The following is a 26940-nucleotide window of genomic DNA, read 5'->3' on the forward strand; positions in this document are numbered from 1 at the left end:
CCGGGTGTGGCGGGACTCACGCCCCCGGCAGGCGTCCGACACTCCGGTGACTCGTGGCGGGAAGACGCGGTTCACCAGGGGTTATCTGACACCGTTAGGCTTGCGCTCGACGCCCCTGTGGAGGTGGCAATGGAGTTGCGGCACCTGGTGTCTTTCCTTGCTATCGCGGACGAACTGCATTTCGGCCGCGCTGCCGCTCGGCTACATCTCTCGCAGCCATCCCTGAGCCAACAACTACAACGACTGGAACGCAGCCTCGGCGTCGAGCTGGTCGCGCGGACGTCGCACGATGTCCGGCTCACCGCGGCCGGAAAGGCGTTCGAGGCCGAGGCGCGAGCCATCATCTCACAGATGCGCAAGGCCACCCACACCGCCCGCGAGGTCGCGGCCGGCCGAACCGGGGTGGTGAGCGTCGGGTACAACTTCCCCGGCGGCCAGCACGTCGTTCCGGCCGCGCTCACGAAAATGTCGGCCGAATATCCCGACGTGAGCGTCACGCTGGTGGAGCAGCGCACCGGTCCGCAGCTTTCCGCGCTGGCCGCCGGCGATCTCGACGTCGCGATCGTCTACGGCCGTCCGACCTCGCCGGAGTTTCAGTCCCGGCGACTGTTCCGGGTGCCTCTCGTCGCGGTCGTCGGCCACGGGCACACGTGGGCGGGTCGCGGCGGCATCCCCTTCGGGGAACTCGCCCGCCAGCAGTGCGTCCTGTTCGCCCGGGAGAAGAGCCCGGCGATGTACGACGCGATCCAGGCGGCCGCCGAGGCCAGCGGCATCACCCTGTCGGTCGCCCACGAGGTGGACGACCCGAGCGCGACCGCGATCGTCGTCTCGGTGAAACCGCTGGTCGGATTCGCCTCGGTGTCGCGTGGCCTGCACATCGGCTCCGCGGTCGGGGGCCCGCGGCCGTGCGCCGTCCAGCTTTACGACCCGGTCCCCACCCTGGATCTCTACGTCGTCTGGCGGGCGGCGAACTCGGCGCCACTGGTGGATATCTTCGTCGACTGTATCGAGGCGGCCCGGCCGTTCCAGGTTCCAGCCTACGGCCGGGCCGAATCAAGAGTGAGGCGATAGAAAAGTCTGACCGTTCATTCCAGGAAAGCGCCTTGCCGGGTTCCCGGAATAATCCGAGACTCGGGCGTGAAAAGGTCTGACGCACTTCACCGTGCGGAGGGCCGCGTCCGCGCTACGCGGAAAGGTGATGACACGTGCAGAAATCCACCTCGGCCGGCGGCACCGCCCTGCCGGACGACCAGGGGATCTGGTCCGTGGTCGAAGGCGGCGCCCAGGCGCACCCCGAGCGGCCCCTGCTGGGCCGCACCGACATCCCCGGCGAGGCGATCCGCGAGATCAGCAGCGGTGAGTTCGCCGAGCAGGCCCGGACGGTGGCGGCCGAGCTGCTCGCCCTCGGGGTCGGCCACGGCGACCGGGTCGCCGTCATGGGGCGCACCGGCTACCCCTGGGCGCTGCTGAGCGTCGCCGCCCTCGGCGTCGGCGCGGTGATCGTCCCCGTGTACCCCACGGCGTCGGCGGTGCAGGTCCGCCACGTCCTGACCGACTCCGGCGCCGCCTGGGCGTTCGCCGAGACCGACGAGCAGGTGCGGCAGGTCAGCGAGGCCGGCGCCGCCGGGCTGCGCCGCCCGGCCTGGAACCTGGGACAGGTCGACGAGTGGGTGGCCGCGGCGGGAGGCCCGACCGACCCCGGCGCGCGGCGGGCCGCACTCGACGAGGAGTTCGCCCAGCGCGCCGGCAAGGTCCGGGCCGACGACCTGGCAATGATCATTTACACCAGTGGCACGACGGGCCTGCCGAAGGGGTGCATGCTCACCCACCGCAACATGTTCGCCTCCTCGGTGGGCACCGTGGAGCAGACCGGCGATCTGTTCGGCACCGCCGAGGACGGCACGCAGGCCACCACGGCGCTGTGCCTGCCGCTGTCGCACGTGTTCGGGCAGACGATCCTGTTCGCCTGCCTGCACGCCGGGACGCGCACCATCCTGCTCCCCGGGGTGCCCGAGCTGCTGCCCGCGATGCCGGTGATCCGCCCGACGTTCCTGGCCCTCGTGCCGTACGCGCTGGAGAAGATCCGCAAGCGGGTGCGGGACCTGCCGGACGACGCCATCGCCGCGGCGTTCGGCGCTCGGCTGACCCAGGTGATCTGCGGCGGTGCCTCGCTCGACGACACGACCGCGGCGTTCTTCGCCGGCGCCGGCGTCAACGTCCTGAACTGCTACGGCCTGACCGAGGCCGCCACCGCGGTCACGGTGAACGCCCCGGCCACCAACCGGCGTGGGACCGTCGGACGGCCGATTCCCGGGACGACGGTCGCGATCGCCGACGACGGGGAGGTGCTCGTCCAGGGCGCCAACGTCTCGCCCGGCTACTGGTCGGCCGGCGAACGCGCCGTCGGCCGCGACGCCACCGGTCCCGGCGAGGATCGCTGGCTGTACACCGGCGACGTCGGCCACCTCGACCCCGACGGCTACCTGGTCATCACCGGGCGCCGCAAGGAGATCCTGGTGACGAGCGGCGGCAAGAACGTCGCGCCCACGCCGTTGGAGGACCGGGTGCGGCTGCATCGGCTGGTCAGCAACTGCATGGTCGTCGGAGAGGCCCGCTCGTTCGTCTCGGCCCTGATCACCCTGGACCAGGCCGCCTTCCCCGGCTGGGCCGCGGCGAACGGCGTCCGCCTCTCCGCGCCCGACTGGTGGGAGCACCCTCGGCTGCTCGCCGAGCTCCAGCTCGCCGTGGACGACGCCAACAGCCTCGTCTCCCGCGCCGAGTCGATCCGGAAGTTCCGCGTGCTCGACACCGACTTCACGGTCGAAAATGGACATCTCACGCCTTCAATGAAACTTCGCCGTTCGATCATCGAGCGGGATTTCACCGAGGCGATCGCATTTCTTTACCAGTGATCCGTGCCACTCGATTGCCGGCACTTATCGGCCGATGAGATGTAGACCGGTCCGTTGACCGACGAACTTCCTGATCAGCACCATGACACGGTAGCCGGCCCGAACGCTGCGCTGCCGGCCGCCGCCGGCGGCCGGCTGCCTACAACGGGAGGACAATGCCATGTACGACGTCATCGTGGTGGGTGCGCGCTGCGCCGGATCGCCATTGGCGATGCTGCTCGCGCGGCACGGACACAAGGTGCTCGTGGTGGACCGAGCCACCTTTCCGAGCGACACCGTCTCGACGCACTACATTCACCAGGCCGGCCTGTCCCGACTCAAGGAGTGGGGCATTCTGGACCGGCTCGTCGCCACCAGTCCGCCGGCGATGCGGCATCTGACATTCTCCTACACGGACATCTTTCTCGAGGGTTTCGCGGACCCGATCGACGGCATTACCGAGGTTTACTCCCCGCGCCGGACGATCCTCGACGAGATCCTCGTCGACGAGGCGCGCAGAGCCGGCGCCGAGGTCCTCGAGGGGTTCACCGTCACCGACCTGATCTTCGCCGAGGGGCGCGCCGCCGGCGTGCGCGGGCGCATCGGCGACGGCCCGGAACGCGAGTTCAGAGCCACGTTCGTGGTCGGTGCCGACGGCCGCAACTCGACCGTGGCGGGCCTGGTCGAAGCCGAGATCTACCGGTCCGTGCCCGCGTCGTGCTTCGTCTACTACTCGTACTACAGCGGGCTGGACTGGCCGTTCCACCACCGCACCGGCTTCGGCCAGCAGCAGCTCGGCGCGTGGCCGACGCACGCCGGTCAGCACCTCGTCGCCGTCATGCGCCGCAAGGAGCGGATGCGCGAGTTCCGGGCGGACGTCGAGGGCAGCTTCCATGAGATCATCGACCAGGTCGTGCCCGAACTCGGTGAGGACCTGCGCACGAACGGAAAGCGGGCGGAGAACTTCCGCGCCATGGCGTACCCGGACAACTACTACCGCCGTTCCGCCGGTCCCGGCTGGGCGCTGGTCGGCGACGCCGGCTACCACAAGGACCCGTTCACCGGCTGGGGCATCACCGACGCGCTCAAGTACACCGAGGTGCTCGCGGAGAAGCTGCACGAGGGTCTTTCCGGAACGCGCCCGATCGACGAGGCGGTCGAGGAGTACACGAAGATCCGTGATGCCGAGAGCAACGGCACCTTCGAACTCACCTGCAGCCTCTCGGAACTCAGCCTCACCCCCTACTACGACTCCGTTTTCCGGGCGACCAGCATGAGCCCGGAGTACACGACGAAGTTCTTCGGCCTCATCGCCGGCGGCATTCCCGGCGAGGAGTTCTTCGCCCCGGCGAACCTCGAGCGGCTGTACGAGGACGTCAACATGCCGGCCGACCGGAGGATTCTCACTCGTTCCTGAGCGCCGCCGCGCCGCCGCGCCGCCGACCGCCACGAAAGGTCCGCAGATGCCCGCAGTCAGGTTCACGGCCCTCGGTGACAGCTTCGTCGAGGGCCGCGGTGACGTCGCCGCCGACGGCTCCTACATCGGCTGGGCCAGCCGATTCGCCCGGCGGATGGGCGTGGCCGCCCGCGAGGTCCGCAACCTCGGCGCCTACCAGACGACCACGCAGCAGGTCGTCGACCGGCAGCTGCGCCCCGCCCTGGCGCGCAAGTCGCCGCTGATCGGCGTGGTGGTCGGCGTCAACGATCTCGTCCAGGACTACGACCCCGACCGGTTCGCCCGCAACCTCGACACGATCTTCCGGTCGCTGGCGGGCCTGGACACCACGGTGTTCACCGCCAGCTACCCCGACATCCCCGCCAACCTGCCGCTGCCGGAGGAGTTCCGCGGCCTGCTGCGCGAGCGGTTCGCGTTCGCGAACACCGTGCTGCGCGAGGTGTGCGAGGCGACCGGGACGCTGCACCTGGACATCGCCGCCCGCGAGGACTGGGCCGGGCGGCGGCTGTGGAGCCCCGACGGCCTGCATCCGAACTCCGAGGGACATCGACTGTTCGCCGAGCAGATGGCGGACCTCGTCGAGCGCGCGTCCTGGCTCACGGCCGCCTGAGCCGCACCGTCCGCCGGCGTCGTCCGGCAGTGAAGGGAACATCGTGACCAAGCCAGCGCTCCCCCCGAGCCCGTCCGAGCCCGACGGTTTCGACGACCGGCGGCTCGCCCGGACCCCGATCGCGATCGTGGGCATGTCGGGCCTGTTCCCGATGGCCCGCAACCACCGCGAGTACTGGCAGAACGTCGTCGACGGCGTCGACTGCACGACCGAGGTGCCGCCCTCGCGGTGGGACCTGGACGACTACTACGACAGCGATCCCACCTCGCCGGACAAGACCTACTCGCGGCGCGGCGCCTTCATCCCGGACGTCGAGTTCAGCCCGCTGGAGTTCGGCCTGCCGCCGAACCAGCTCGAGGTCACCAGCACGATGCAGACCCTGAGCCTCGGCGTCGCCCGTGACGTGCTGCGCGACGCGGGCGCCCGCGACGCCGCGGGCGCGGCCGCGGACTGGTACGACTCGGCGCGCACCGGCGTCGTGCTGGGCACGACCGGCCCGGTCCCGCTCATGCATCCGCTCGCCGCCCGGCTGTCCACGCCGGTGCTGCGCGAGGCGGTGCGCAGCTGCGGGCTGAGCGAGGCCGATGCCGACGCGATCAGCCGCAAGTACGTGGAAGCCTTCGCGCCGTGGGAGGAGAACTCCTTCCCTGGCCTGCTCGCGAACGTGGTGGCCGGCCGGGTCGCCAACCGGCTCGGCCTCGGTGGGATGAACACCACCGTCGACGCGGCCTGCGCGGCGTCGCTGTCCGCGGTCCGCCTCGCCGTGGCGGAGCTGGTCGACGGCCGGGCCGACACGATGATCACCGGTGGCGTCGACACCGAGAACACGATCTTCATCTACCTGTGCTTCTCGAAGGTCCAGGCGCTGTCCAAGAGCGGCACGATCAGCCCTTTCTCCGACGACGCCGACGGCACCCTGCTCGGCGAGGGCATCGGCATGCTGGCGCTGCGCCGGCTCGCCGACGCCCGCCGCGACGGCAACCGCATCTACGCCGTGATCCGCGGGATCGGCTCGTCCAGCGACGGCCGGTCCAAGAGCATCTACGCCCCCCGCGCCGAGGGGCAGCGGGTGGCGCTGGAACGCGCCTACCACGACGCCGACTGCTCTCCGGCGTCGGTGGAGCTGTTCGAGGCCCACGCCACCGGCACGGCGGTCGGCGACCGCACGGAGCTCACCGCGCTCGGCGGCCTGCTGCGCGACGCCGGCGACGAGCGCAACTACGCGGCGCTGGGCAGCGTGAAGTCCCAGATCGGCCACACCAAGGGCGCCGCCGGCACGGCCAGCCTGATGAAGCTCGCCCTCGGCCTCTACCACAAGGTCCTGCCACCGACGATCAACGTCGAGCGGCCCAACAGCGCCGTCGACTTCACCGACGCTCCCTTCTACGTCAACGTCGCGAACCGGCCGTGGATCCGCGACCCGCACCGGCCGGTGCGCCGCGCCGCCGCGTCCGCGATGGGCTTCGGCGGGACGAACTTCCACGTGGTCCTCGAGGAGGACTCGGGCGACCGGTCGGCGGTGCGCGCGCTGCACCGCACCGCTCGCGCGCACCTGTGGCACGCCCCGGACGCTCCCGCGCTGCTGGAGCTGCTGCGCGCGGGCGCGCCGAGCGTCGACGGGCCGATCCCGGTCGACGCGGCCCGGGTCGGCTTCGTCGCCCCGGACGACGACGCCGTGGACGAGCTGCGCGAGATCGCGATCTCCCAGCTCGAACGGTCCCCGGACGCGGCCGAGTGGTCGCACCCCCGCGGCATCCACTTCCGCCGCGCCGCCCGGGAGAACATCACCGTCGCCGGGCTGTTCGCCGGGCAGGGCAGCCAGTACCTCGACATGGGCCTCGACGCCGCGCTCGGCGTCCCGCCGGTCGGCGCCGCCTTCGACGAGGCCAACGCCGCGTTCGACGGCGCCGAGCGGCGGCTCGCGCCGATTGTCTTCCCGCCGCCGGTGTTCGAGGCGGCGCTGCGCCAGGAGCAGGAGGTGGCCCTGCGCGCCACCGAACACGCCCAGCCGGCGATCGGCGCGCTGTCCGTCGGCCAGTTCCGCTACCTGCGCGAGCTCGGCCTGCGCTGCGCGGGCTACCTGGGCCACAGCTTCGGCGAGCTGACCGCGCTGCACGCCGCCGGCGCGCTCGACGCGGCGGGATTCTTCCGCCTCGCCCGCGAACGTGGCCTGGCCATGGCGCCGCCCGCGGGCGACGCCGGCGCCGACCGGGGCACCATGGCCGCCGTCCCCGCGGACCGCGACCGGGTCGCGGCGATGCTGACCGAGCACCCCGACCTGGTCATCTGCAACCACAACGCCCCCGAGCAGGTCGTCGTCGGCGGTCCCGCGGACGCGGTCGCCGCGTTCGTCCGCCGCTGCGCCGAGCAGGGACTCGACGCCCGCCCGCTGCCGGTGTCCGCCGCCTTCCACACCCGCTACGTCGCGCACGCCGTCGACCGGTTCACCGCGGCCCTCGCCTCGGTCCCCGTCACCGAACCGGCCGTGCCGGTCTACCCGAACACCCGCGGCGCGAGCTACGGCCCGGACAGCGCCGCCAACGCCGCCGTGCTTGCCCGCCAGCTCCTCGAGCCGGTCGAGTTCGTCGACGCGGTCCGCGCCGCCCACGCCGCCGGCTGCGACATCTTCGTCGAGTTCGGCCCGAAGCAGGTGCTGACCCGGCTCGTCCGCCAGATCCTCCCCGACGCCGACGTCGTGACGGTCCCCACCGACGCCGGCCCTCTCGGCAACTCCGACGTCGCCCTGAAGCAGGCCGCCGTCCAGCTCGCCGTGCTCGGCGTGGATCTGTCCGGCCTCAACCGCTACCAGGCCGACCCGTTCGAGGCGATCCCCGCCAAGGGCCCGACGGTGACCCTGTCCGCGCCCGAGTACACCCCGCCCGCGCGCCGGGCGGCCTACGCCGCGGCTCTCGACGACGGCTACCGCATCACCGCCGCGGGTGCCCCCGCCGCGCCCGCCCTGCCCGCCCCCCGGGCCGAGCTCACGTCCGAGGTGACCACGGTGGAATACGTCCCTACCGGCGCGACCGGCGCCGAGGTGAACGGCGTTGGCGTGGCCGGCGCTGGCGTGAACGGTGCCGGCGCGAACGGTGCCGGCGCGCACCACAGCCTGACCGGCGCCGCCCTGCTCGAGCACGCACCCGTGAACGGCGCCGGAGTCAACGGCGCCGGAGTCAACGGCGCCGGTACCAATCGCGCGGGCCGCAACGGCGCCGGGCACCTGCCCGAGGCGGTGGCCGCCCATCACCCGGGGCCCCTCTCGGCCGGCGGGGCAGCCGGTCTGCCCGCCGGCGCGGACATCCTCGCCCAACAGGTCAACCTGCACGCCGTCTACTTGGAAAGCCAGCTCGACGTGGCCAACCGCCTGGTCGGCGCGCTGCAGGAGTACCAGCGCCGCGGCCAGACCGACGAGCGGTTCACCGACGCGGTCGCCACCGTGGCCGGCCAGAGCATCGCCATCGGCCAGACCCACACCCGTGCCAACGAGGTGCTCGCTCAGCTTGCCGCGCTCGAACTGGCAACGGCCGACCCCGGCGCCCCGACGCTGGCCGGCGGACCCCGACCGACCCTGCCGGGGTCCTTCGGGTCGGCGCCGGCCGCTCCCCGCGAGCTTCCGCCGACCCCGACCCCGACCCCGACCCCGGCCCCGACCACCCTCCCGGCCCAGCTTCCGATACCGGCCCAGCCGACCACGCCGGACGCCCCCGCCCCCGGCGCCGGCGTTGGCGCCGGTGTCCTTGATCGTGAGGCGGTGCGGGGTGCGTTGGTCGAGGTGGTGGCGGAGAAGACGGGTTATGCGGCGGACATGATCGATACCGGGATGGATCTGGAGGCGGATCTCGGGGTCGATTCGATCAAGCGGGTGCAGGTGTTGGGGGCGTTGCGGGAGCGGTTCCCGCAGTCGCCGACGGTGGGTCCGGAGCAGCTCGCGGAGCTGCGGACGTTGGATCAGATCGCCGACTTCGTCGCCGCCGCGCCGCCCGGATCATCCGGATCACCGGCCGGGTTCGGCGGCCCGGAGGCAGGTGGTGTCGACCCAAAAGCCGGTGAGCCGGCCGGGGCGCCGCGCCGGACCGTCCGGCTGGTGACCCTGCCCGGAGTCGACCGGCTCGACCGCCCGTACGCCGAGTCGCCGGTGGCCGTCGTCGTCCATCGCGGCGACCCGGGTGCGGGACCGATTCTCGACGGCCTGCGGACGCGGGGGTGGACCGTGCGGGAGGCCGACCTCGCCGCCGCCACGCCCGGCGGCCCGGCCGTGCCGACCTCCGACGACGTCGAGCGGGCCCTGGCCGCCGCGTTCGAGGGGAGGACAGACCTCGCCCTGACGGTCCTGACCCCGCGCGCCGACCGGGACCGCGCCGACCGGGACCGCGCCGACCGGGACCGCGCCGACCGGGACCGCGCCGACCGGGATCATGGCGGCTGGGACCACTCCGTGGCCGTGCTCGCGGAGACCGTCCTGGTCGCCCGACACGCCCACCTGTCGTTGTCGGCGACCGCCGCGGGCGGCTCCCGCGCCGCGTTCGTCACCATCACCCGCCTCGACGGCGGGCTGGGGCACCATGGCACGGCCGGCGCGGCGGCGTCCCTGCTCGGCGGGGTCGGCGGGGTCGTCAAGACGCTCGCCGCCGAGACTCCGGAGTTGTTCTGCCGGGCCGTCGACCTCGCGCCGGGCCTCGCCGGGGAGACCGTCGCCGAGCTGCTCGACGCCGAGCTCCACGACGTCGCCCGAGACACCCCCGAGGTGGGCATCGACGCCGCCTCGGTGCGCCGGACCGTCGTCCCCGGCCTGTTCGACCCCCTCGCGGCGGCCGACCCGGCCGACCCGGCCGGCACGACCCCCGGTGACGCCGCCTCCGACGGCGCTGCGGCGGCGGTCACCATCGGTGCGGACGACGTCCTCGTCGTCTCCGGTGGGGCGCGCGGCGTCACGGCGCTGTGCGTGCGCGCCCTCGCCGAGCGCGCCGCCGCCCGCTTCGTGCTGCTCGGCCGGTCGGCCCTGGCCGACGAGCCCGACTGGGCCGCCGGCGTCGCCGACGACGACCTCAAGACCGTGGTGATCGACCGACTGCGGGCCGAGGGCACCCGTCCCACCCCCCGCGAGGTGGAACGCATCTACCAGGGGCTGCTGGCCCAGCGCGAGATCCGCGCGACGGTGGCGGCGATCGCCGCCGCCGGCGGGCGCGCCGAGTACGTGGCGGTCGACGTGACCGACGCCGGCGCCCTGCGCGCCGCGCTCGGCGGGGTGCGCGGGCAGGTCACCGGGGTCGTGCACGGCGCGGGGGTGCTCGCCGACGCGCTGCTGCCCGCCAAGACCGCCGCGGACGTGGCCCGGGTGTTCGCACCGAAGCTGACCGGGCTGCGCGCGCTGCTCGACGCCCTGGACGGCGCCCCGCTGCGCCACCTGATCCTGTTCACCTCCGTCGCCGGGCTGTACGGCAACCTCGGCCAGGCCGACTACGCCGCCGCCAACGAGGCCCTGTGCCGGGTCGCCGCGGCGATGAAGCACGACCGTCCCGACTGGCACGTCACCGCCATCGACTGGGGCGCCTGGGACGGCGGCATGGTGACCCCCGCCCTGCGGGAGCTGTTCCAGGCGCGCGGCGTCGAACTGCTGCCCCCCGACGCGGGCGCCCGCGCCTTCGCCGAGGCGTTCCGGCCCGACCGCGCCGACGAGGTGTGCGTCCTCGTCGGGCCGGGCCGCTCCCTGGCGGAACCGACTGCGGCCGGCGGGCCGGCCGTGCGTGCCCGCCGGCCGCTCAGCCCGATCGTCGACCATCCCGTGATCGCCGCCCACCGGATCGGGGCTCACCGGGTGCTGCCGGCGACGTTCGGCCTCGGCTGGATGATCAACGTCGTCGAACGGTCCCACCCGGGCCGCCGCGTCGTCGAGGTCCGCGACTTCGCGGTGCACAAGGGCATCGTCTTCGACGGCGCGTCGCCCGACGGCGCGCGGGTCGAGGCCGAGCCCGCTGTCCCGGGCGAGGCGGGCCGGCTGCTGGTCCGCGTCGCGGTCCGCGCCGACGGCTCCGGCCGGCTGCCCGTGTCGCACTACGCGGCGACGTTCCTGCTTGCCGCCACCGAACCGGATCCGGCGCGACCCGGCCCGGCGCTGCCCGGCTGGCCCGGCTACCGGCTGGGGGAGGGGCCGCCCGACGCCCTGGACCTCTACACCGAGGGCACCCAGTTCCACGCCCCGCGCCTGCAGGGCATGCGCCGGGTGCTGGCGCGGACCGGCGACCGGCTGGTCCTCGAATGCCAGCTCGACGACGACCAGGACCTGCGCGCCGCGTTCGGCGGGGCGCTGCACAGCCCGGTCCTCGCCGACGTGCTCCTGCAGGGGCCGCCGGTGCTCGGCAAGGCCCTGCTCGGCCAGGCCTGCCTGCCGCTGGGCATCGGCCGCGCCGAGTACTTCCACCCCCTGCCCGACGCCGCGCCGTTCGTCCTCGTGCTGGACCGGGCGCGCGTGGACGACGGCGGCGGCACGGCGACCGTCAGCGCGACCGCCTGCACCCCGGACGGCGCCGTCCTGGTGCGGTTCACCGATGTCATGGTCGCCGCCACGGCCGGCATGGCGGCGAAGTTCGCCGAGGCCGTCCAGGCCTGGCGGCAGCCCCTCACCGAGAACAGCACCTCGACCGAGAACGAGGACGTCCAGTCATGACCGTGGTCGACCAGGCCGAGCGCCTCGACTTCGTCGGCGAACCGTTCGACCCGCTGGCCTTCGCCGCACCTGCCCCGGGTCCCGCCGCCGCGCCGCCCTCCGCGCAATCCCCGCCTCCCTCCCAGTCCGCCCCGTCCCCCCACGCCGAGACCCACCCCGCCGAGACGAACCCCACCGAGACGAACCCCACCGAGCTGATCCGGCAACTGCGCGCGACGACCGTCACGGCGCATGCGAGCGCCCTGCGGGCCCAGGCCGCGCTGCAACTGCGCGTGCTGGCCGGGCTCGACGGCGCGTCGGCACGTCCGGTCGGGCCGGCCCCCGCCCTCCCACCGGCCCCCGCCCTCCCACGAGCTCCCGCGGCGCCCGTGGGACTGCCCCCCGCACCGGCGCGGCCCCGGGTCACGACCGAGGCGTCGTTCAAGCCGTTGGCCCGCAGCGCCGTGCGCGCGCTGGGACCCGCCGACCTCGACCGGCTGGCACGGGGCGGCATCGCAGACGTCCTCGGCGCGCCCTACGACACCGACGGCCACGACCGCTCGGTGCGCCTCGCCGCCGCCGGAGGGCTGCTGCTGGCCTCCGTCGAGGCCGTCGAGCTGCGCGGCGGCCGCTGCGGGCGGGGCCTGGTCCGCGCCCGGCTCGTCGGCCCCGCGCCGCACGGCGAGGGCCTGGTCGAGGCCGCCGCCCAGGCCGCCCGACTGTTCGCGGTGTACCTCGGCCTGCACCTGTGCCTGCTCGACGCGCACTTCGTCGACGGCGCGGGAGCCCTGCTCGAGCTCGCTGGCCCAGACCCGATCGGCGCCGCGGCCGGCGAGGTGGAGCTGGTCGTCGAGGTGACCGACATCGACCTGGTGCCGCGGCCCGCGCTGCGCGCCGACGCCGAGATCCGCGTGGTCGGCCGGGGCGAGGTGCTCGCCCGGGTCACCGACGTCGCCGTCGGCCTGCGGGAGGGCGACGGCCGGCCGGTCGGGCCCGGGCCCGGCGGGACGACGCCGGTCTGGCTCGGCCGCGCCAACCGCTTCGGTGACCGGGCGATGCTCAGCGAGTTCCACATGGCCCACTTCTGCCGCGGCGACCAGGCCATCGCCCTCGGCCCGGAGTTCGCCGGCTACACCGGCCGCAAGGCCACGCGGCTGCCGTCGGGCGGACTGCTGCTCGTCGACCGGGTGCTGGAGGTCCACGGCACCCGCGGCGACCCGGCGTCGCTGGCCGGCGGCGCCTGGCACGTCACCGAATACGACGCGCCGGCCGACTCCTGGTATTTCGCCGACACGGCCAACGCCTCGATGCCGAACTGCGTCTACATGGAGACGTCGCTGCAGGCGGCGCTCATGGTCGGCTACTACCTGGGGGCGACGCTCGGCGACCCGGCGGCGTCGGTGAGCCTGCGCAACCTCGGCGGGACCGCGCGGGTGCTGCGCGAGGTGGACCTGCGCGACGCCACCATCCGCCAGCACTCGACGCTGCTGTCCACCACCGACATGCCCGGCTCGTCGCTGCAGAGCTTCGCCTACACGCTGTCGGCCGACGGCGAGCCGTTCTACGAGGGCGAGACGATGTTCGGCTACTTCAGCGACGCCGCGCTCGCCAACCAGACCGGCCTGGACGCCGGCCGCTCGGTGCCGACCTGGCTCGACGCCACCTCACCGCGGCCGGCGACCCGCACGCTCGACGTCGCGGCGCGGCGCGCGGACCCGGCCGCGCGGCTGTGCGCCCGCGGCCACCTCGCGCTGCTGGACACCCTCGACGTCGTCGACGGCGGCGGCCGCTACGGCGAGGGCTACCTGCACGCCGTGCGCACGATCGACCCCGATGACTGGTTCTTCGCCCGCCACTTCCACCTCGACCCGGTGATCCCCGGCTCGCTCGGGGTGGAGACGGTGATCCAGGCGATGCAGGAGTGGCTGCTCGACTCGCCGTACGCCGAGGGCCTGGTCGATCCGGCCTTCGTGCTGCCGGTGGACGCGCCGTTCACCTGGAAGTACCGGGGGCAGTTCCTGCCCACCGACGGCGAGACCCGCCTGGAGGTGCATCTCAAGGAGATCCGCCGCGCCCCCGGCCGGGTCCGCGTCACCGCCGACGCCAGCGTCTGGAAGCCGGGGCTGCGCATCTACGAACTCATCGATGTCGCCGTCGAACTGCGCACGGACGGAGCCGCGCCATGGTGACGCCCACGACCACCCCCGCGAGCCCCACCACCCCCGCGAGCCCCACCACCCCCGCGAGCCCCACCACCCCCGCGAGCCCCACCACCCCCGGCGGTCTGGCACAGGTGCAGCGCGACCTGCTCGCCCTCGACCTGCCCTGCTATGTGCTGCGTGACGGGCGGGAGGTCCGGACGAGCACCGACGCAGCGCAGGTGAGCCGGGTGGTCGCCGGCGGCGGCCAGGTGCTCGCCGCCGTCGGACCGCGCCCGGCCCACGCGCTCGGCGACCCGGAGTTCCGCCGCGCCCACGGCGTCCGGTACGCCTACATGGCGGGGGCGATGGCCAACGGCATCGCCTCGGCCCGGATGGTCGCCGCCCTCGCCCGCGAGGGCTACCTCGCCTCGTTCGGCGCCGCCGGCGTGCTGCCGGCCCGGGTCGACGCCGCGCTCGCCGCGATCGGCCGGGACGCCGGCGGGAACGCCTTCGCCTGCAACCTCATCCACAGCCCGAGCGAACCGGCGCTGGAGGCCGCCACCATCGACGCCTGCCTGCGTCACCATGTCGGCTGCGTCGAGGCGTCGGCGTTCGTCGAGCCCACCGCGCAGCTCGTCCGCTACCGCCTCGCGGGCCTGCGCCGCGACCGGTCCGGGCAGGTCGAGGCCGGCAACCGGGTGATCGGCAAGGTGTCGCGGGCCGAGGTCGCCGAACGGTTCCTGCGCCCGGCGCCGCCCGAGCTGGTCCGCCGGCTCGTCGAGACCGGCGACGTCACCGCCGAGCAGGCCGAGCTCGCCCGCGCGGTGCCGCTCGCCGACGACCTCACCGCCGAGGCGGACTCCGGCGGCCACACCGACCGCCGGCCGCTGCTGGTGCTGCTGCCGGAGCTGCTCGCGCTCGCCGAGCGGATCCGGCGCGAGCAGGGGTACGCCGTACCCGTGCGGGTCGGCGCGGCCGGGGGCATCGGCACGCCGGCCGCGGCGGCGGCGGCGTTCGCCCTCGGCGCCGCCTACGTCGTCACCGGCTCGATCAACCAGAGCTCGGTCGAGGCGGACCAGTCCGACACGACGAAGCGGCTGCTGGCCGCGACCGGGGTCGCGGACACGGTGATGGCGCCGTCCGCGGACATGTTCGAGCTCGGCGTGGAGGTCCAGGTGCTGCGCCGCGGCACCCTGTTCCCCGGCCGGGCGCGCCAGCTCTACGAGCTCTACCGGACCTACGACGGCGTCGACGCGTTGCCCGCCGACCTCCGGGCCACCCTGGAGACCCGGGTGTTCCGCCGCTCGCTCGACGACGTCTGGCAGGACTGCGTGCGGTACTTCTCCGAGCGCGACCCGGACCAGATCACCCGGGCCGCGGACGACCCGCGGCGGCGGATGGCCCTGGTGTTCCGCTGGTACCTGGGGCGTTCCTCGGGTTGGAGCATCGCCGGGGAAGCCGACCGTGCCCCGGACTACCAGGTGTGGTGCGGGCCGGCGATGGGGGCCTTCAACGGCTGGGTCGCCGGCACCTACCTGGCGCAGGTGGGTAACCGCCGGGTCGTCGACCTGGCCACCCACCTGATGCGGGGGGCCGCCTACGCCGACCGCGTCGCGGCGTTGCGTGCGGCCGGGCTGCGCCTGCCCGCCTCCGCCGCCGGGTACCTGCCCGCGCCGCCGGCCGCCGACGAATCGTCCGAGACAGCCGTCAGGAGAGGCAGCCGACCATGACGATCGAGGCCACCACGGCCGAGCCCACCACGGCCGAGCCCACCCCCCGGCGGAGCTCGGGGTCGTCCTGGCTGCTCTGCGGCGGCTGCGGCGCGATGCTCTACGAGCGGCGGTTCGCCCGCGACGGGCGGGTCTGCCCCGACTGCTCCTGGCACGCCCCGATGACCATTCACCAGCGCCTCGACCTGCTGCTCGACGCCGACTCGGCGCAGCCGGTCGACGTGCCGGCGATCGACGGCGACCCGCTGGAGTTCACCGACACCCGCCCCTACCGTGACCGGCTGCGCGACGCCCGCGCGAGCACCGGCCTCGACGAGGCGGCGGCGTGCGCGCGCGGCACCATCGACGGCAATCCCGTCGTGGTTGTCGTGATGGACTTCCGTTTCCTGGGCGGCAGCCTCGGCGCGACCGTCGGCGAGGTGTTCACCCGGGCGGCCGAGCTCGCCCTGCGCGAACGCACCCCCCTGCTGACCGTCACCGCCTCCGGCGGCGCCCGGATGCAGGAGGGCGCGATCGCCCTGATGCAGATGGCCAAGACCAGCCAGGCCCTCGGCCAGCTCGACGAGGCCGGCATCCTGACCGTCTCGCTGATCACCGATCCGACCTTCGGCGGTGTGGCGGCCTCCTTCGCGACGCTGGCCGACGTGATCATCGCCGAGCCGGGTGCGCGGCTCGGCTTCGCCGGGCGCCGGGTGATCGAGCAGACCATCCACCAGTCCCTGCCCGAGGACTTCCAGACCGCCGAGTTCCTGCTGACCCACGGCGTCGTCGACCTCATCAGTCCCCGTCACGAGCTGCGGGCGAACCTGGCCCGGCTGCTGTCGGTGTCGAGCCGGCGCGCCGGCGGCATCCCCCGGCAGGCGGGGCGCGCCGGTCCGGTGCTCGTCACCGACCCGGAGCTGCTCCCGCGCCGCGACGCCTGGGAGAGCGTGCGCGCCGCCCGGCGGCTGGGCCGGCCGACGACGCTGGACTACGTCGACATGATCCTGGAGGACTTCACCGAGCTGCGCGGCGACCGGATGTCGGCCGACTGCCCGGCGCTGGTGGCGGGCCTGGGCCGGCTCGACGGGGTGCCCGTCGCCGTCCTCGGCACCCAGAAGGGCCACACCGCCGACGAGCTGCGCTACCGCAACTTCGGGATGCCCACCCCGGCCGGTTACCGCAAGTCCGCCCGGGTGATGCGGCTGGCCGCCAAGCTCGGGCTGCCGGTGATCACCCTCGTCGACACCGCCGGCGCCTACCCCGGCGTCGAGGCCGAGGAGCAGGCCCAGGCCGTGGCGATCGCCGAGAACCTGCGGCTGATGGCCGGGCTGCCGGTGCCGGTGGTCGCCGTGGTCACCGGCGAGGGCGGCAGCGGCGGCGCGCTCGCGCTGGCGTTCGCCGACCGCGTCCTGATGTGCGCGAACGCCGTCTACTCGGTGATCAGCGCGGAGGGCTGCGCGGCGATCCTGTGGAAGAACCCGGCGGCCGCGCCGCCGGCCGCCGCCGCCCTGCGGGTCGACTCCCGCGAGCTGCTGCGACTCGGCGTCGTCGACGGCGTCATCCCCGAACCCGACGGCGGCGCCGACGCCGACCCGGCGGGGACCGCCGCCCGTCTGCGCGAGGCGCTGCGCGGCGCGCTCGCCGACCTGCTGCCCCTGGACCAGATGAACCTGGTGACGCGCCGGCGCGCCAGGTTCCGCCAGTTCGGCGTCGCGGCGCCTGCACCGGTGACGGCGCCGGCGCCGAGCGGCGACGCGCGCGAGTCCCAGCCCGACCGGAACGTGGAGGCCACCCGATGACGACCGACTCGACGGCAATCGACCAGGTGACGGGAACGACCGGGGACGTCGACCCGGACGGCGGCGAGCGCCGCGTGCCCGCACCGGCCGTGGACGCCGTGGTCGCGGTGCTCGGCGCGCACGTGCTGGAGCTGTCCGTGCGGGCACGGGTCGCGCCCAGCCACGTCCGCGTGTCGGCCGGCGATGTCAGCGTCGAGATGGGCTGGACGAGCGCCGGCCCGGGGTTCGCGGAAGCACCGGTCGCGCCCGCGCGGACCCGCTGGGCCGCGCCCACCGCCCCCGTGGCCCCGGCAGCACCCGCGGCGGTGCCCGCCGCCCCGGCCGCGGCTGCGCAGCCCAGTGAGCTGGCGGCGCCCGAGGAAACCGGGACGTTCCCGCTGGTCTCTCCGTCCGTAGGCATGTTCTACCGGGCGCCCGAGCCCGGGAAGGCGCCGTTCGTCGCCGAGGGCGACACGGTCCGCGCCGGGCAGCAGGTCGCGATCGTCGAGGCGATGAAGCTGATGATCCCGATCGAGGCGGAGCTTCCCGGGCGGGTCGTGCGGATCCTCGTCGAGGACGCCACCGCCATCGAGCACGCCCAGCCGCTGTTCCTGCTCGCGCCGCTGGACCAGGCCCCGAACGGGAGCCGTTGATGTTCACGAGCGTGCTGGTGGCCAACCGCGGCGAGATCGCGCTGCGAGTCGTGCGCACCTGCCGCGAGCTCGGCATCCGCACGATCGTCGCGCACTCGGCCGCCGACCGGGACTCCGCGGCCGTCCGGCTGGCCGACGAGTCGGTGCAGGTCGGCCCGGGGCCGGCGAAGCGCAGCTACCTGAACATCCCGGCGGTCGTGGAGGCCGCCCGGACCCGCGGCGCCGAGGCGATTCATCCGGGCTACGGCTTCCTGTCGGAGAACCCGGAGTTCGCCGAGGTCTGCGAGGACGAGGGGATCGTCTTCATCGGGCCGCCGGCCGACGTCATGGCCCGGCTGGGGGACAAGGCGCTCGCCCGCGGGATCATGCGCGACGCCGGCCTGCCGCTGCTGCCGGGCAGCCGCGACGCCCTCGATGGCCCCGACGCCGCCCTCGCGCTCGCCGGCGACATCGGCTACCCGCTGATCCTCAAGGCGGTCGCCGGTGGCGGCGGTCGTGGGATGCGCGTCGTCCACGACCGCGCCGACCTCCCCGCCGCCTATGCCGAGACCCGCGCGGCGGCCCTGGCCGTGTTCGGCGACGGCCGGCTGTACCTGGAGCGCTACCTCGAATCCGCCCGCCACGTCGAGATCCAGGTGCTGTGCGACGGCCACGGCCACGGCATCCACCTGGGCGCCCGGGACTGCTCGCTGCAACGGCGCCACCAGAAGCTCGTCGAGGAGTCCCCGGCGCCCGGGGTGGACCCGGGCGGCGTCGCCGAGGTGGGGGAAGCGGCGGTGCGCGCCGTGCTCGCGGCCGGCTACGTCGGTGCCGGCACCGTGGAGTTCCTCTACGACCCGGCGCGCGGGGCCTACTACTTCATGGAGGTCAACTGCCGGCTGCAGGTCGAGCATCCGGTCACCGAGATGGTCACCGGCCTCGACCTGGTCGCCGAGCAGCTTCGGGTCGCGGCGGGCGAGGAGCTCGGCTACACGCAGTCCGACGTCACCGCCCGCGGCGTGGCGATCGAGTGCCGGGTGAACGCCGAGGATCCCGCCCGGGACTTCCGCCCCACCCCGGGCCTCGTCACCGAACTGGACCTGCCCGGCGGCCCGTTCGTCCGCGTCGACACCCACCTGACCGCCGGCTACCGGATCCCACCGCTGTATGACTCGCTGCTGGCCAAGGTCGTCGTCTGGGCACCGGACCGCGACGGCGCGATCGCCCGGATGCGCCGTGCGCTCGCCGAGACCCGGGTCGTCGGCGCCGGCGTGGCCACGACGGCCGGTTTCCTCGCCGAGGCGCTCGACCACCCGCGTTTCCGCGCCGCCGAGCACGACACCTCGCTCGCCGAGACCCTCCTGGCCCCAGTCGAGCCCCGGGTGGCCTAACCGACCGGCCGATGGCCCGGCCCGCTGCCGGCTCCGGCCTTGGCTGGGCGGTTCCGGGGGTGATCACCGGGTCAGGGGTGTCGTCGATCATCGGACCGGAACATCGTCCCCTCCACCACCGACAGAAAACCCGCCATGATCCACAATGGTGGAGATCCACGATGGTGGATCGGCCCCGACCCCCACCCGGGACTGACGACCTCCCCCGCGATTGGGCCAGCCGTGCTGTTCGGTGATCGCTCCTTCGCCGAGGTTCTTCGGTGTGCGGGGCGGAGCGCTCACCGGTAGATCATGTCGAGGGCCTCGTGGGTCGAACCGGTGCACAGGTGGACCAGGGTGACCAACAGTCGGTCGGTGAACACCCGGTCAGGCGGGCTGCCACAGCTCGACCCGATTGCCCGCAGGATCGGTGACCCAGCCGAATCGACCGACACCCTCCATGTCCTGCGTTTCCTTGGCCACGTCCGCGCCCTTGGCGCGCAATTGCGCGAGGATCGCATCCAGGTCGCGGACCCGGAAGTTGAGCATGGTTTGCTGGGCGCGGGACCCGAAGTAGTCGGTCTCGGGCTCGAACGTCGCGAACACCGTCGGCCCGGCTTCCTGACGCCACCGGCCGTTGTCATCGGCGTCCAGGCCCAGATAATCGCGATACCACGCGCTCAGGGCCGCCGGGTCGGCGGCCCGCATGAAGTATCCACCGATTCCAAGCACACGTTCCATGCCGCTATCTTGCCAGGACGGCGATCAGGCGGGCTGGCACCACACCATCGCCCGCTTCACCCCCCGTCTCAATCGCGGGGGAACTCGTAAGGACCGGACCCTGGACGCAAAGCCCCTGGAACGATCATGGTGTTCCGCGGAACCGGCCCCGGGATCGGCGGCGAAGTCCGCGTACGGGCCTTCAGCGCAGGCCGGAGCGGACGAAGCCGCTGACGACGTGGCGCTGCAGCACCAGGTAGATCACGAAGATCGGCAGGCAGGCCAGCCCGGCGGTCGCGGTCAGCGGTCCCCAGTCGTTGCCCTCGGTGGCGCTCATGAAGCTGCGGATGCCCAGCTGCAGGACCGAGTTGTCCCGCTGCAGGACCATCGCCGGCCAGAAGTACTCGTTCCAGGCGTTGACGAGCAGCAGGATGCCCAGCGCCGCCAGCGCCGCCCGCAGGTTCGGCACGACGACCGTCCACAGCGTCGACCAGGACGATCGGCCGTCCATCCGGGCCGCCTCCAGCAGCTCCTTGGGGAAGCTGTCGAGGTGCTGGCGCAGCAGCAGCACGCCGAGCCCCGAGACGACGTTCGGGATGATCACCCCGGACAGGGTGTTCAGCAGCCCGAGCTGGTGCAGCAGCACGTAGTTCGGCAGCATCGAGACCTGGAACGGCACCAGCCAGCTGGCGACGAAGGCCAGGTAGAGCAGCCGCTTGCCGGGGAAGCTCCAGGCCGCGAACGCGTAGGCGGCGAGCAGGCTGGTCAGTAGCTGCCCGAGCGCGGTGAGCGTCGCGACGACGGTGGTGTTGAGCAGCAGCCGGGCGACGTCGACCTCGTCGAACGCCGTGCGGTAGCTGTCCAGGGACAGCGGCCACGGCAGCGGGCTGAGCTCGTAGATGTCGCCCGGTCGCCGCAGCGACGTCGCGTACAGCCAGTAGATCGGGAACACGCAGGCCAGGCCCAGCAGGGCCAGGGTGAGGTGCCCGACGACGACGCGCGTGCGCGACCGGCCCCCGGCGATGACGGGGGCGTCGAAGTTGGTCACCGGCGCGCCGCCGGTCGCCGACGGACCTGTCGCCGACGGACCTGTCGCCGACGGACCTGTCGCCGACGGCTCAGTCACCGGGGGGTCGGTGGCGAGTGTCACGGGGCGCCCTCTCAGTCGTCGTGGACGGTGACCCGGTCGGAGATCCAGAGCAGGACCGCCGCCACGAGTCCGAAGCCGAGGAAGAACACCACCCCGGCCGCCGAGGCGAGCCCGGCATCGAAGCTCTGGAAGCCGTACTCCCAGAGCAGGTAGTAGACGTTGGTGGTGGCGTTGACCGGGCCGCCCTGGGTGAGCGAGTCGATCAGCGGGAACGTCCACTGCGGCGCGAACAGCAGCACCGTGGTCATCAGCAGGAACACCAGCGTCGGCGACAGCAGCGGCAGCGTCAGCCAGCGGGTGATCTGCCAGCGCGACGCCCCGTCGACGGAGGCCGCCTCCGCGTAGTCGCCGTTGATCGACGCGAGCCCGGCGGCGACGACCAGCACGGCGAACCCGAGCACGTGCCAGCCCGTGACGCCGGTGATGGCGATCAGGGCGGGCCACTGCTCGTGAAACCAGTTCACCGACGTCCCCGACGCCCTGTTCACCGCCCCGACGCGGGGGCTGAGCAGCCACTGCCAGACCGCGGCGCTCGCCACCGGCGCGACCAGGAACGGCGCGAAGATCAGCGCCTGGTAGACGCTGCGCGCCCGGCCGCGCACCTCGCGGGCGAGCAGACCCACCACGACCGGGATGACGATCGTGAACGGCAGCAGGCCGACGATCATCAGTACGGTCCGCCACACCGAGTCACCCAGCTCCGGCAGGGTGAACAGCCGGTGGTAGTTGTGCCAGCCGACCGGCGTCGCGGGCTGGGTCGGCGACAGGTTCCACGAGTAGAACGAGTAGTTCGCCGTCTCGACCAGCGGGCGGTACGTCCAGACAATGAGCATGCCCAGCGCCGGGGTGAGGTACAGGTAGGGCACGACGCCGCGGCCGAGGCGGCGGGTCAGGCGCCGCGCGGTCCGCCCCCGGCCCCCGGCCGCTGCCGGCGCCACGATCGGCGCCGGCAGCGTGGGGGGAGCGACCTCGACGAACATCCCGCTCATCCCGGGGTGGTCTGCGGCGTGACGCTGCGGATGAACTCCACCATCTCCGCCCTGTCGTTGTTGTAGACGTGGCCGGTCGGCGTCAGCGGGATCGCGGTGGCGACGACCTGGCCGTCGATCAGGTCGATCCGGCTGAAGCCGCCGCCGAGCAGCCCCCGCAACCGGCCGTCGGGCGGCAGCGGGTCGGCGTCGTAGGCGAGCGCGGGGCTGATCCACACCGGGATGCCGGCGAGCGCGCCGGCGCCGGCGTGGTGGGCGTGCCCGCTGAGGATCATGCGCACGTCGGTGCCGGCGACGACGTCGGCGAGCCGCTCGGCCGCGGCGAGCCGCAGCAGGTGCACGGTCGGCACCGGGGAGGGCAACGGCGGGTGGTGCACGACCAGCAGGGTGCCGCGGGGCGCCGGCTCGGCGAGCACGTCGGCCAGCCAGCCGAGCTGGGCGTCGGTGAGCCAGCCGTCGTGGCGGCCCGGCGTGGTGGAGTCGAGGACGACCAGGCGCAGGCCGTCGATCAGGTGCAGGCCGTCGCAGGGATGGTCCGCCGACCACCGGTCCGCGGCCCCGTCGAGGCCGGCGGGCACGCCGGCGCCGTCCAGCAGCTCGGCGCGGAACGCCAGGCGCTCGTCGTGGTTGCCCATCGCGTACACGACGGGCGCGTCGAACGCCGCCGCCAGCGGGTCGACGATCTGGCGCAGCCGCCGGTAGGAGGCGGGGGAGCCGTCGTCGGCGAGGTCGCCGGTCAGCAGGATCCCAGCGACCGGACCGGCCGAGGACGCCACCGTCGCGGCGACCGTCTCCAGCAGGGCGAAGGTGTCCACGCGGTCGTGCATCAACTGGCCGGCTGGCAGCAGGTGGGTGTCGCTCACCTGGATCAGGGTCAGCTGGGCCGGTCCGGTCGGGGTCATCGGATTACGCCTTCGGTAGCAGTGCCGCGCCCTGCTTCAGGGCGGCGGTGAGGGTCGACTGCGGGTCCGCGCCCTGGTACACGATCTTCTCGACCGCGTCCATCATCCCGTCACGGACCTGGATGTAGTTGACGCCGGGGATCGACACCCACGGCTCCATCCGGGCGAGCTGGGCGATGTTCGGCACGACCAACGGGTTGGCCTTGGCCCAGTCGGCGAGCCCGTTCGGGTCGTCGACGAGCCCGGTCCGCAGCGGCAGGTAGCCGATCTTGGTGGAGATCGTCTTGTACGCGTCCTCGCTGGTCAGGAACTTGATCAGCTCCCAGCCGGCGCGCTGCTTGGCCGGGTCGTCGGACAGGATGAACAGCGACGCGCCGGAGTTCGTCGGGACGGTCGGCTTGGAACCGAAGCTGGGCATCTCGGCGGCCTTGAGGTCCCACTTGCCCTTCGAGCCCTTGACGAACGTGCCCTGGATGGCGCTCGTCTCCAGGAACATGCCGATGTCACCGCGGGCGAAGCTCTCGTAGGCCTGCTTCTGGCCGAGTACCGGCGTCAGCCCGTCCTTGACCCAGCCCTGGGCCTTCTGCAGGACCTCGACGGCGGGGGGCTGCGCGTAGGTCAGCGTGGAACGGTTCTCGGAGACCACCCGACCGCCGTTGGAGCGCACCAGGCTCTGGAAGCACCAGTCCTTGGCGATCTTGGTGAGGCAGTCGAGGTACAGACCGTCACGGTTGGTCTTGTCGACGATCGTCCGGGCGTACTGCTGGGCCTCGTCCCACGTCTTCGGCGGCTTCGCCGGGTCGAGACCGGCCTCGGCGAAGATGGAGGCGTTGTAGTACAGCACCGGCGTGGAGAAGACGAACGGCACGCCGTAGGTCTTGCCGTCCCAGTTGGCGAGGGTCCGCGCGGTGGGGGCGAAGGGGTGCTTCGCGCCGTCGAAGTTCGCCTGGACGGCGTCCTTGCCGACCAGGTCGTCCAGCGGCTTCACCTTCAGCGAGTGGATGGAGAAGTCGAGGTCGCTGAAGCCGAGCTGGACCACGTCGGGCGGCGAGCCGGCGGCGATCTGGCTCTGCAGGCTCGACACCGTGTCGGTGGCCGGGTTCGGGCTGGAACCCTGCGGCTTCTGCGGGGTGACGTCGATGTTGGGGTGCGCCTTCTCGAACTTGCCGATCAGCTCGTTGAAGGTGTCCGTCCAGGGGCCGGCCTGACCGAAGTTGTAGCTTTCGAAGACGATCGAGACCTTCTGGTCCTTGCCGAGCTCGGGGATCTTGGCGGTCGCCTTCGACGAGGTGTCCTCGTCGCCGCCCCCGGGCGAGCCGCAGGCGGCCAGGACGGACAACGCGGTGGCGGCCGACAGAGCCACCAGGGAGAACGATCTCCGGGCGAACGGTCTTTTCACGTGCTGCTCCTCGGCGAGGTGACGGTGCGAGCGGGTGAGCTGTGGCGGGCGACCCGGCGTGCGGCGTGCCGGTGGCCGGCGGTGTGGCGGTGTGGCGGTGTGGCGGTGTGGCGGTACGACGGCGTCAGGTGGCGACGGGGACGCGGGCGGCCGGGACCGGGGCGTCCCGGTCCGGCCGCCAGACGAGCCGGCGTCCCGACTCCCGGTCGAACAGGTGGATGTGCTCGGGGCGGACGGTCAGGACGACGGCCTCGCCGACCGTGAAGCCGGCCGGCCGGCGGGCGCGCACGGCGACCTCCGCCTCGCCGACGCGGCAGTGGGCGATCTCCTCGCTGCCGAGGTTCTCGATGGCGCGCACGGTGCCGCGCAGCGTCGCCGCGGGGGCGGGGGCCGCGCCGTTCGGGGCACCGGCCTCGGACGCCGGGCCTGCGACGACCGAGGCCGGCAGGAGGCTCAGGTGCTCGGGGCGGACGCCGAGGGTGACGGGTCGCTGCGCCTGCTCGCCCGGCTCGCCGAGGCCGAGGGGCACGTCCACGCCCGCGGCGACCGCGTGCAGCCGGCCGTCTCGGGTGACGATCTCGGCGTCGAGCAGGTTCATCGGCGGCGAGCCCAGGAACCCCGCGACGAACGCCGACGCCGGCGTGTCGTACACCTCGGTCGGCGTCCCCACCTGCTCCAGGCGGCCGCGGTTGAGCACGGCCACGGACGTCGCCATCGTCATCGCCTCGACCTGGTCGTGGGTGACGTAGACGAACGTCCGCCCGAGCCGGCGGTGCAGCTCGGTGATCTCCGTGCGGGTCGCGGTGCGCAGCTGGGCGTCCAGGTTCGACAGCGGCTCGTCCATCAGGAAGGCGCCGGGGTCGCGGACCAGGGCGCGGCCGAGCGCCACCCGCTGGCGCTGGCCGCCGGAGAGCTCCCGCGGCCGGCGGTCGAGCAGTTTGCCGAGGTCGAGGATGTCGGCGACCTCGGCGACCCGCCGGCGGATGTCGGCCTTGCGCTGCTTGCGGGCGCGCAGCGGGAACCCGATGTTGCGCTCCACGGTCAGGTGCGGGTAGAGCGCGTAGCTCTGGAACACCATCGCGAGGTCGCGGTCGCGGGCCGGGGTCTCGGTGACGTCGCGCCCGTCCACGAGCACCCGGCCGTCGCTGGGGGGGACCAGGCCCGCGATCATGCGCAGCAGCGTCGACTTTCCGCAGCCGCTGGGGCCGAGCAGCACCAGGAAGTCGCCGTGGGCGACGTCGAGGCTCACCCCGTCGACCGCCCGCACGTCACCGTAGCGGCGCGTGACGTTCTCGACGGTAATGCGGCTCACTGGCTCCCCCTCCGATCCGGCGGCAACTGCCAAACAGCTATTTGTGTCCTGCGCGCGCCGGGCCGGACCAGTTCCGAACCGGTTTGTCCCCTGGCCGATGAATTCCCGGCACCCGGTCCGTGTACGTGTCGATTAATTCCGTGTCGACGAGCAGATGCAGTTCAGCATGGCTTGGTGAATCGTTGGTGAACGGGTCGCGACGAATATGTGGGTGACCGCCCCCGATTGGAGGTTCCAATCGTGCGAGAGGAATCCGGCTACTGCGGCCCGCGGCGGTCGCGGATCCAGGCGGCGACCGCCGGCCCGATGACGGCGGCATCCTTCGTCCAGGCGAAGTGGTCGCGATGGGCGACTCCGGCGGAGGCGGTGATGTGCCACCGGTCGAGGCGGGCCCGGGGCAGGCGGCGGCAGAGGAAGTCGACGTTCGACTTCGGCCCCAGCCGGTCGGCGTCCAGGGAGATGGCCAGCACCGGCAGGTCGAGCTCGGCCAGCAGCCGGTCGTAGTCGCGGGTCGTCCCGTGCGGCCGGTAGCGGCTGGTGCGGGAATGGCGGGCCCAGTCCGTCATCACCCGGCCGGGCATGGCGCCGCCGATGAGCATGCCGCCTGGCCAGTAGCCGCGCACCCGCGCGACCAGGCCGATCGTCTGGATCGAGAACAGCGCCTCGGCCCAGCGCCGGAAGCCGAACGCCTTCCAGAACACGGTCCCCGTGCCGATGACGCAGACGCCGGCGATCCCGCCGCCGTCGATCCCGCCGCCGTCGATCCCGCCGCCGTCGATCCCGCCGCGGGCCGTCCCGTGTCGTTGCTCGGCGGTCGCGGCGGCGGCGTGCAGCAGGGCGATCTGGCCGCCGAGGCTGTGGCCGAACAGGTACGGCCGTGACCCGGGGAACCGGGTGCGCACGGCGGCGAGGATCCGCGGCAGGTCGACCTCGATCAGCTCGCGGTAGCCGAAGGTCGGCTGCTCGTGCAGGCCGGGTGTGGACTCGCCCTGGGCGCGCAGGTCCGTCGTCACCACCGACACCCCCGCCGCGTGCAGCGCCCGTGCGATCGGCAGGTAGAACTTCGCCTTGAGCGCCATCGCCGGCAGGATCAGCGCGACCGGCGCCCCCGGGTCGTCCTGCGGGAGCACCCGCAGCACGAACGACACGCCCCCGACGCTGTCGACCCGCAGCGCCTCCAGCGCGGAGAACTCCGACCGCCGCGGCGCGGCCGACCCGGGCGTGGGCTCGGTCAT

Annotated in this window: 17 protein-coding genes; 10 read left to right on the forward strand and 7 right to left on the reverse strand. The window is 73.4% G+C overall.

Annotation, left to right across the window (positions count from 1 at the left end; translation table 11 throughout):
• Positions 1–129 precede the first annotated feature (129 nt).
• From FRAQA3DRAFT_RS05360 to FRAQA3DRAFT_RS05405, 10 genes are all read left to right on the forward strand, one after another.
• On the forward strand, positions 130–1071 hold the full coding sequence (locus FRAQA3DRAFT_RS05360; RefSeq protein WP_009738045.1) for a LysR family transcriptional regulator: 942 nt from the start codon (positions 130–132) through the stop codon (positions 1069–1071).
• A 134-nt stretch (positions 1072–1205) separates the two neighbouring features.
• Positions 1206–2912, forward strand: coding sequence for a long-chain fatty acid--CoA ligase (locus tag FRAQA3DRAFT_RS05365; RefSeq protein ID WP_009738046.1), 1707 nt, complete (start codon positions 1206–1208; stop codon positions 2910–2912).
• Between the two features lie 160 nt (positions 2913–3072).
• A complete protein-coding gene (locus tag FRAQA3DRAFT_RS05370; protein WP_009738047.1) occupies positions 3073–4308 on the forward strand; it encodes an NAD(P)/FAD-dependent oxidoreductase in 1236 nt (411 codons plus the stop codon).
• Positions 4309–4354: 46 nt separating this feature from the next.
• Positions 4355–4957, forward strand: coding sequence for an SGNH/GDSL hydrolase family protein (locus FRAQA3DRAFT_RS05375; protein ID WP_009738048.1), 603 nt, complete (start codon positions 4355–4357; stop codon positions 4955–4957).
• Between the two features lie 43 nt (positions 4958–5000).
• Complete coding sequence (locus FRAQA3DRAFT_RS05380) at positions 5001–11621, forward strand: type I polyketide synthase (protein ID WP_009738049.1); 6621 nt, start codon at positions 5001–5003, stop codon at positions 11619–11621.
• The gene (locus tag FRAQA3DRAFT_RS05385) at positions 11618–13789 is read left to right on the forward strand and encodes a beta-ketoacyl synthase (RefSeq protein WP_009738050.1); all 2172 of its coding nucleotides are present in this window, start codon (positions 11618–11620) and stop codon (positions 13787–13789) included. Before FRAQA3DRAFT_RS05380 ends, FRAQA3DRAFT_RS05385 begins: the two co-directional genes overlap by 4 nt.
• Entirely contained in the window at positions 13783–15471 is a 1689-nt protein-coding gene (locus tag FRAQA3DRAFT_RS05390; protein ID WP_009738051.1) for a PfaD family polyunsaturated fatty acid/polyketide biosynthesis protein, read from the forward strand. The genes FRAQA3DRAFT_RS05385 and FRAQA3DRAFT_RS05390 overlap by 7 nt, the downstream gene beginning before the upstream one ends.
• The gene (accD, locus tag FRAQA3DRAFT_RS05395; RefSeq protein ID WP_009738052.1) at positions 15468–17252 is read left to right on the forward strand and encodes an acetyl-CoA carboxylase, carboxyltransferase subunit beta; all 1785 of its coding nucleotides are present in this window, start codon (positions 15468–15470) and stop codon (positions 17250–17252) included. The genes FRAQA3DRAFT_RS05390 and accD overlap by 4 nt, the downstream gene beginning before the upstream one ends.
• Positions 17249–17884 carry a biotin/lipoyl-containing protein gene (locus FRAQA3DRAFT_RS05400; protein ID WP_009738053.1) on the forward strand — a complete coding sequence of 212 codons (636 nt, stop codon included), beginning with the start codon at positions 17249–17251 and terminating at the stop codon, positions 17882–17884. The genes accD and FRAQA3DRAFT_RS05400 overlap by 4 nt, the downstream gene beginning before the upstream one ends.
• Positions 17884–19254, forward strand: a complete 1371-nt coding sequence (locus FRAQA3DRAFT_RS05405; protein ID WP_009738054.1) for an acetyl/propionyl/methylcrotonyl-CoA carboxylase subunit alpha — start codon at positions 17884–17886, stop codon at positions 19252–19254. Before FRAQA3DRAFT_RS05400 ends, FRAQA3DRAFT_RS05405 begins: the two co-directional genes overlap by 1 nt.
• Positions 19255–19620: 366 nt before the next feature.
• On the opposite strand, the gene FRAQA3DRAFT_RS05410 is transcribed toward FRAQA3DRAFT_RS05405, so the two are convergent.
• The 7 genes from FRAQA3DRAFT_RS05410 to FRAQA3DRAFT_RS05440 form a co-directional block, all read right to left on the reverse strand.
• Entirely contained in the window at positions 19621–19974 is a 354-nt protein-coding gene (locus FRAQA3DRAFT_RS05410) for a VOC family protein (RefSeq protein ID WP_009738055.1), read from the reverse strand.
• 181 nt (positions 19975–20155) lie between these two features.
• A complete protein-coding gene (locus FRAQA3DRAFT_RS05415; protein ID WP_232291927.1) occupies positions 20156–21001 on the reverse strand; it encodes a carbohydrate ABC transporter permease in 846 nt (281 codons plus the stop codon).
• A 113-nt stretch (positions 21002–21114) separates the two neighbouring features.
• Positions 21115–22092 (reverse strand): carbohydrate ABC transporter permease, encoded by a 978-nt coding sequence (locus tag FRAQA3DRAFT_RS05420; RefSeq protein WP_009738057.1) that lies wholly within the window; start codon positions 22090–22092, stop codon positions 21115–21117.
• On the reverse strand, positions 22089–22994 hold the full coding sequence (locus FRAQA3DRAFT_RS05425) for a metallophosphoesterase (RefSeq protein WP_009738058.1): 906 nt from the start codon (positions 22992–22994) through the stop codon (positions 22089–22091). The genes FRAQA3DRAFT_RS05420 and FRAQA3DRAFT_RS05425 overlap by 4 nt, the downstream gene beginning before the upstream one ends.
• Before the next feature lie 4 nt (positions 22995–22998).
• Positions 22999–24393, reverse strand: a complete 1395-nt coding sequence (locus tag FRAQA3DRAFT_RS05430; protein WP_009738059.1) for an ABC transporter substrate-binding protein — start codon at positions 24391–24393, stop codon at positions 22999–23001.
• A gap of 124 nt (positions 24394–24517) precedes the next feature.
• Complete coding sequence (locus FRAQA3DRAFT_RS05435; protein ID WP_009738060.1) at positions 24518–25705, reverse strand: ABC transporter ATP-binding protein; 1188 nt, start codon at positions 25703–25705, stop codon at positions 24518–24520.
• A gap of 257 nt (positions 25706–25962) precedes the next feature.
• Positions 25963–26940, reverse strand: coding sequence for an alpha/beta fold hydrolase (locus FRAQA3DRAFT_RS05440; protein WP_035920602.1), 978 nt, complete (start codon positions 26938–26940; stop codon positions 25963–25965).

It is taken from the genome of Frankia sp. QA3 (assembly GCF_000262465.1).
Lineage (GTDB): Bacteria > Actinomycetota > Actinomycetes > Frankiales > Frankiaceae > Frankia.

Bases quoted from the DNA above. Each gene is read 5' to 3' on its own strand.
- FRAQA3DRAFT_RS05360 (WP_009738045.1), top strand. From the start codon at position 130: ATGGAGTTGCGGCACCTGGTGTCTTTCCTTGCTATCGCGGACGAACTG.
- FRAQA3DRAFT_RS05370 (WP_009738047.1), top strand. From the start codon at position 3,073: ATGTACGACGTCATCGTGGTGGGTGCGCGCTGCGCCGGATCGCCATTG.
- FRAQA3DRAFT_RS05375 (WP_009738048.1), top strand. From the start codon at position 4,355: ATGCCCGCAGTCAGGTTCACGGCCCTCGGTGACAGCTTCGTCGAGGGC.
- FRAQA3DRAFT_RS05385 (WP_009738050.1), top strand. From the start codon at position 11,618: ATGACCGTGGTCGACCAGGCCGAGCGCCTCGACTTCGTCGGCGAACCG.
- FRAQA3DRAFT_RS05390 (WP_009738051.1), top strand. From the start codon at position 13,783: ATGGTGACGCCCACGACCACCCCCGCGAGCCCCACCACCCCCGCGAGC.
- accD (WP_009738052.1), top strand. From the start codon at position 15,468: ATGACGATCGAGGCCACCACGGCCGAGCCCACCACGGCCGAGCCCACC.
- FRAQA3DRAFT_RS05400 (WP_009738053.1), top strand. From the start codon at position 17,249: ATGACGACCGACTCGACGGCAATCGACCAGGTGACGGGAACGACCGGG.
- FRAQA3DRAFT_RS05405 (WP_009738054.1), top strand. From the start codon at position 17,884: ATGTTCACGAGCGTGCTGGTGGCCAACCGCGGCGAGATCGCGCTGCGA.
- FRAQA3DRAFT_RS05410 (WP_009738055.1), bottom strand. From the start codon at position 19,974: ATGGAACGTGTGCTTGGAATCGGTGGATACTTCATGCGGGCCGCCGAC.
- FRAQA3DRAFT_RS05420 (WP_009738057.1), bottom strand. From the start codon at position 22,092: ATGAGCGGGATGTTCGTCGAGGTCGCTCCCCCCACGCTGCCGGCGCCG.
- FRAQA3DRAFT_RS05425 (WP_009738058.1), bottom strand. From the start codon at position 22,994: ATGACCCCGACCGGACCGGCCCAGCTGACCCTGATCCAGGTGAGCGAC.
- FRAQA3DRAFT_RS05440 (WP_035920602.1), bottom strand. From the start codon at position 26,940: ATGACCGAGCCCACGCCCGGGTCGGCCGCGCCGCGGCGGTCGGAGTTC.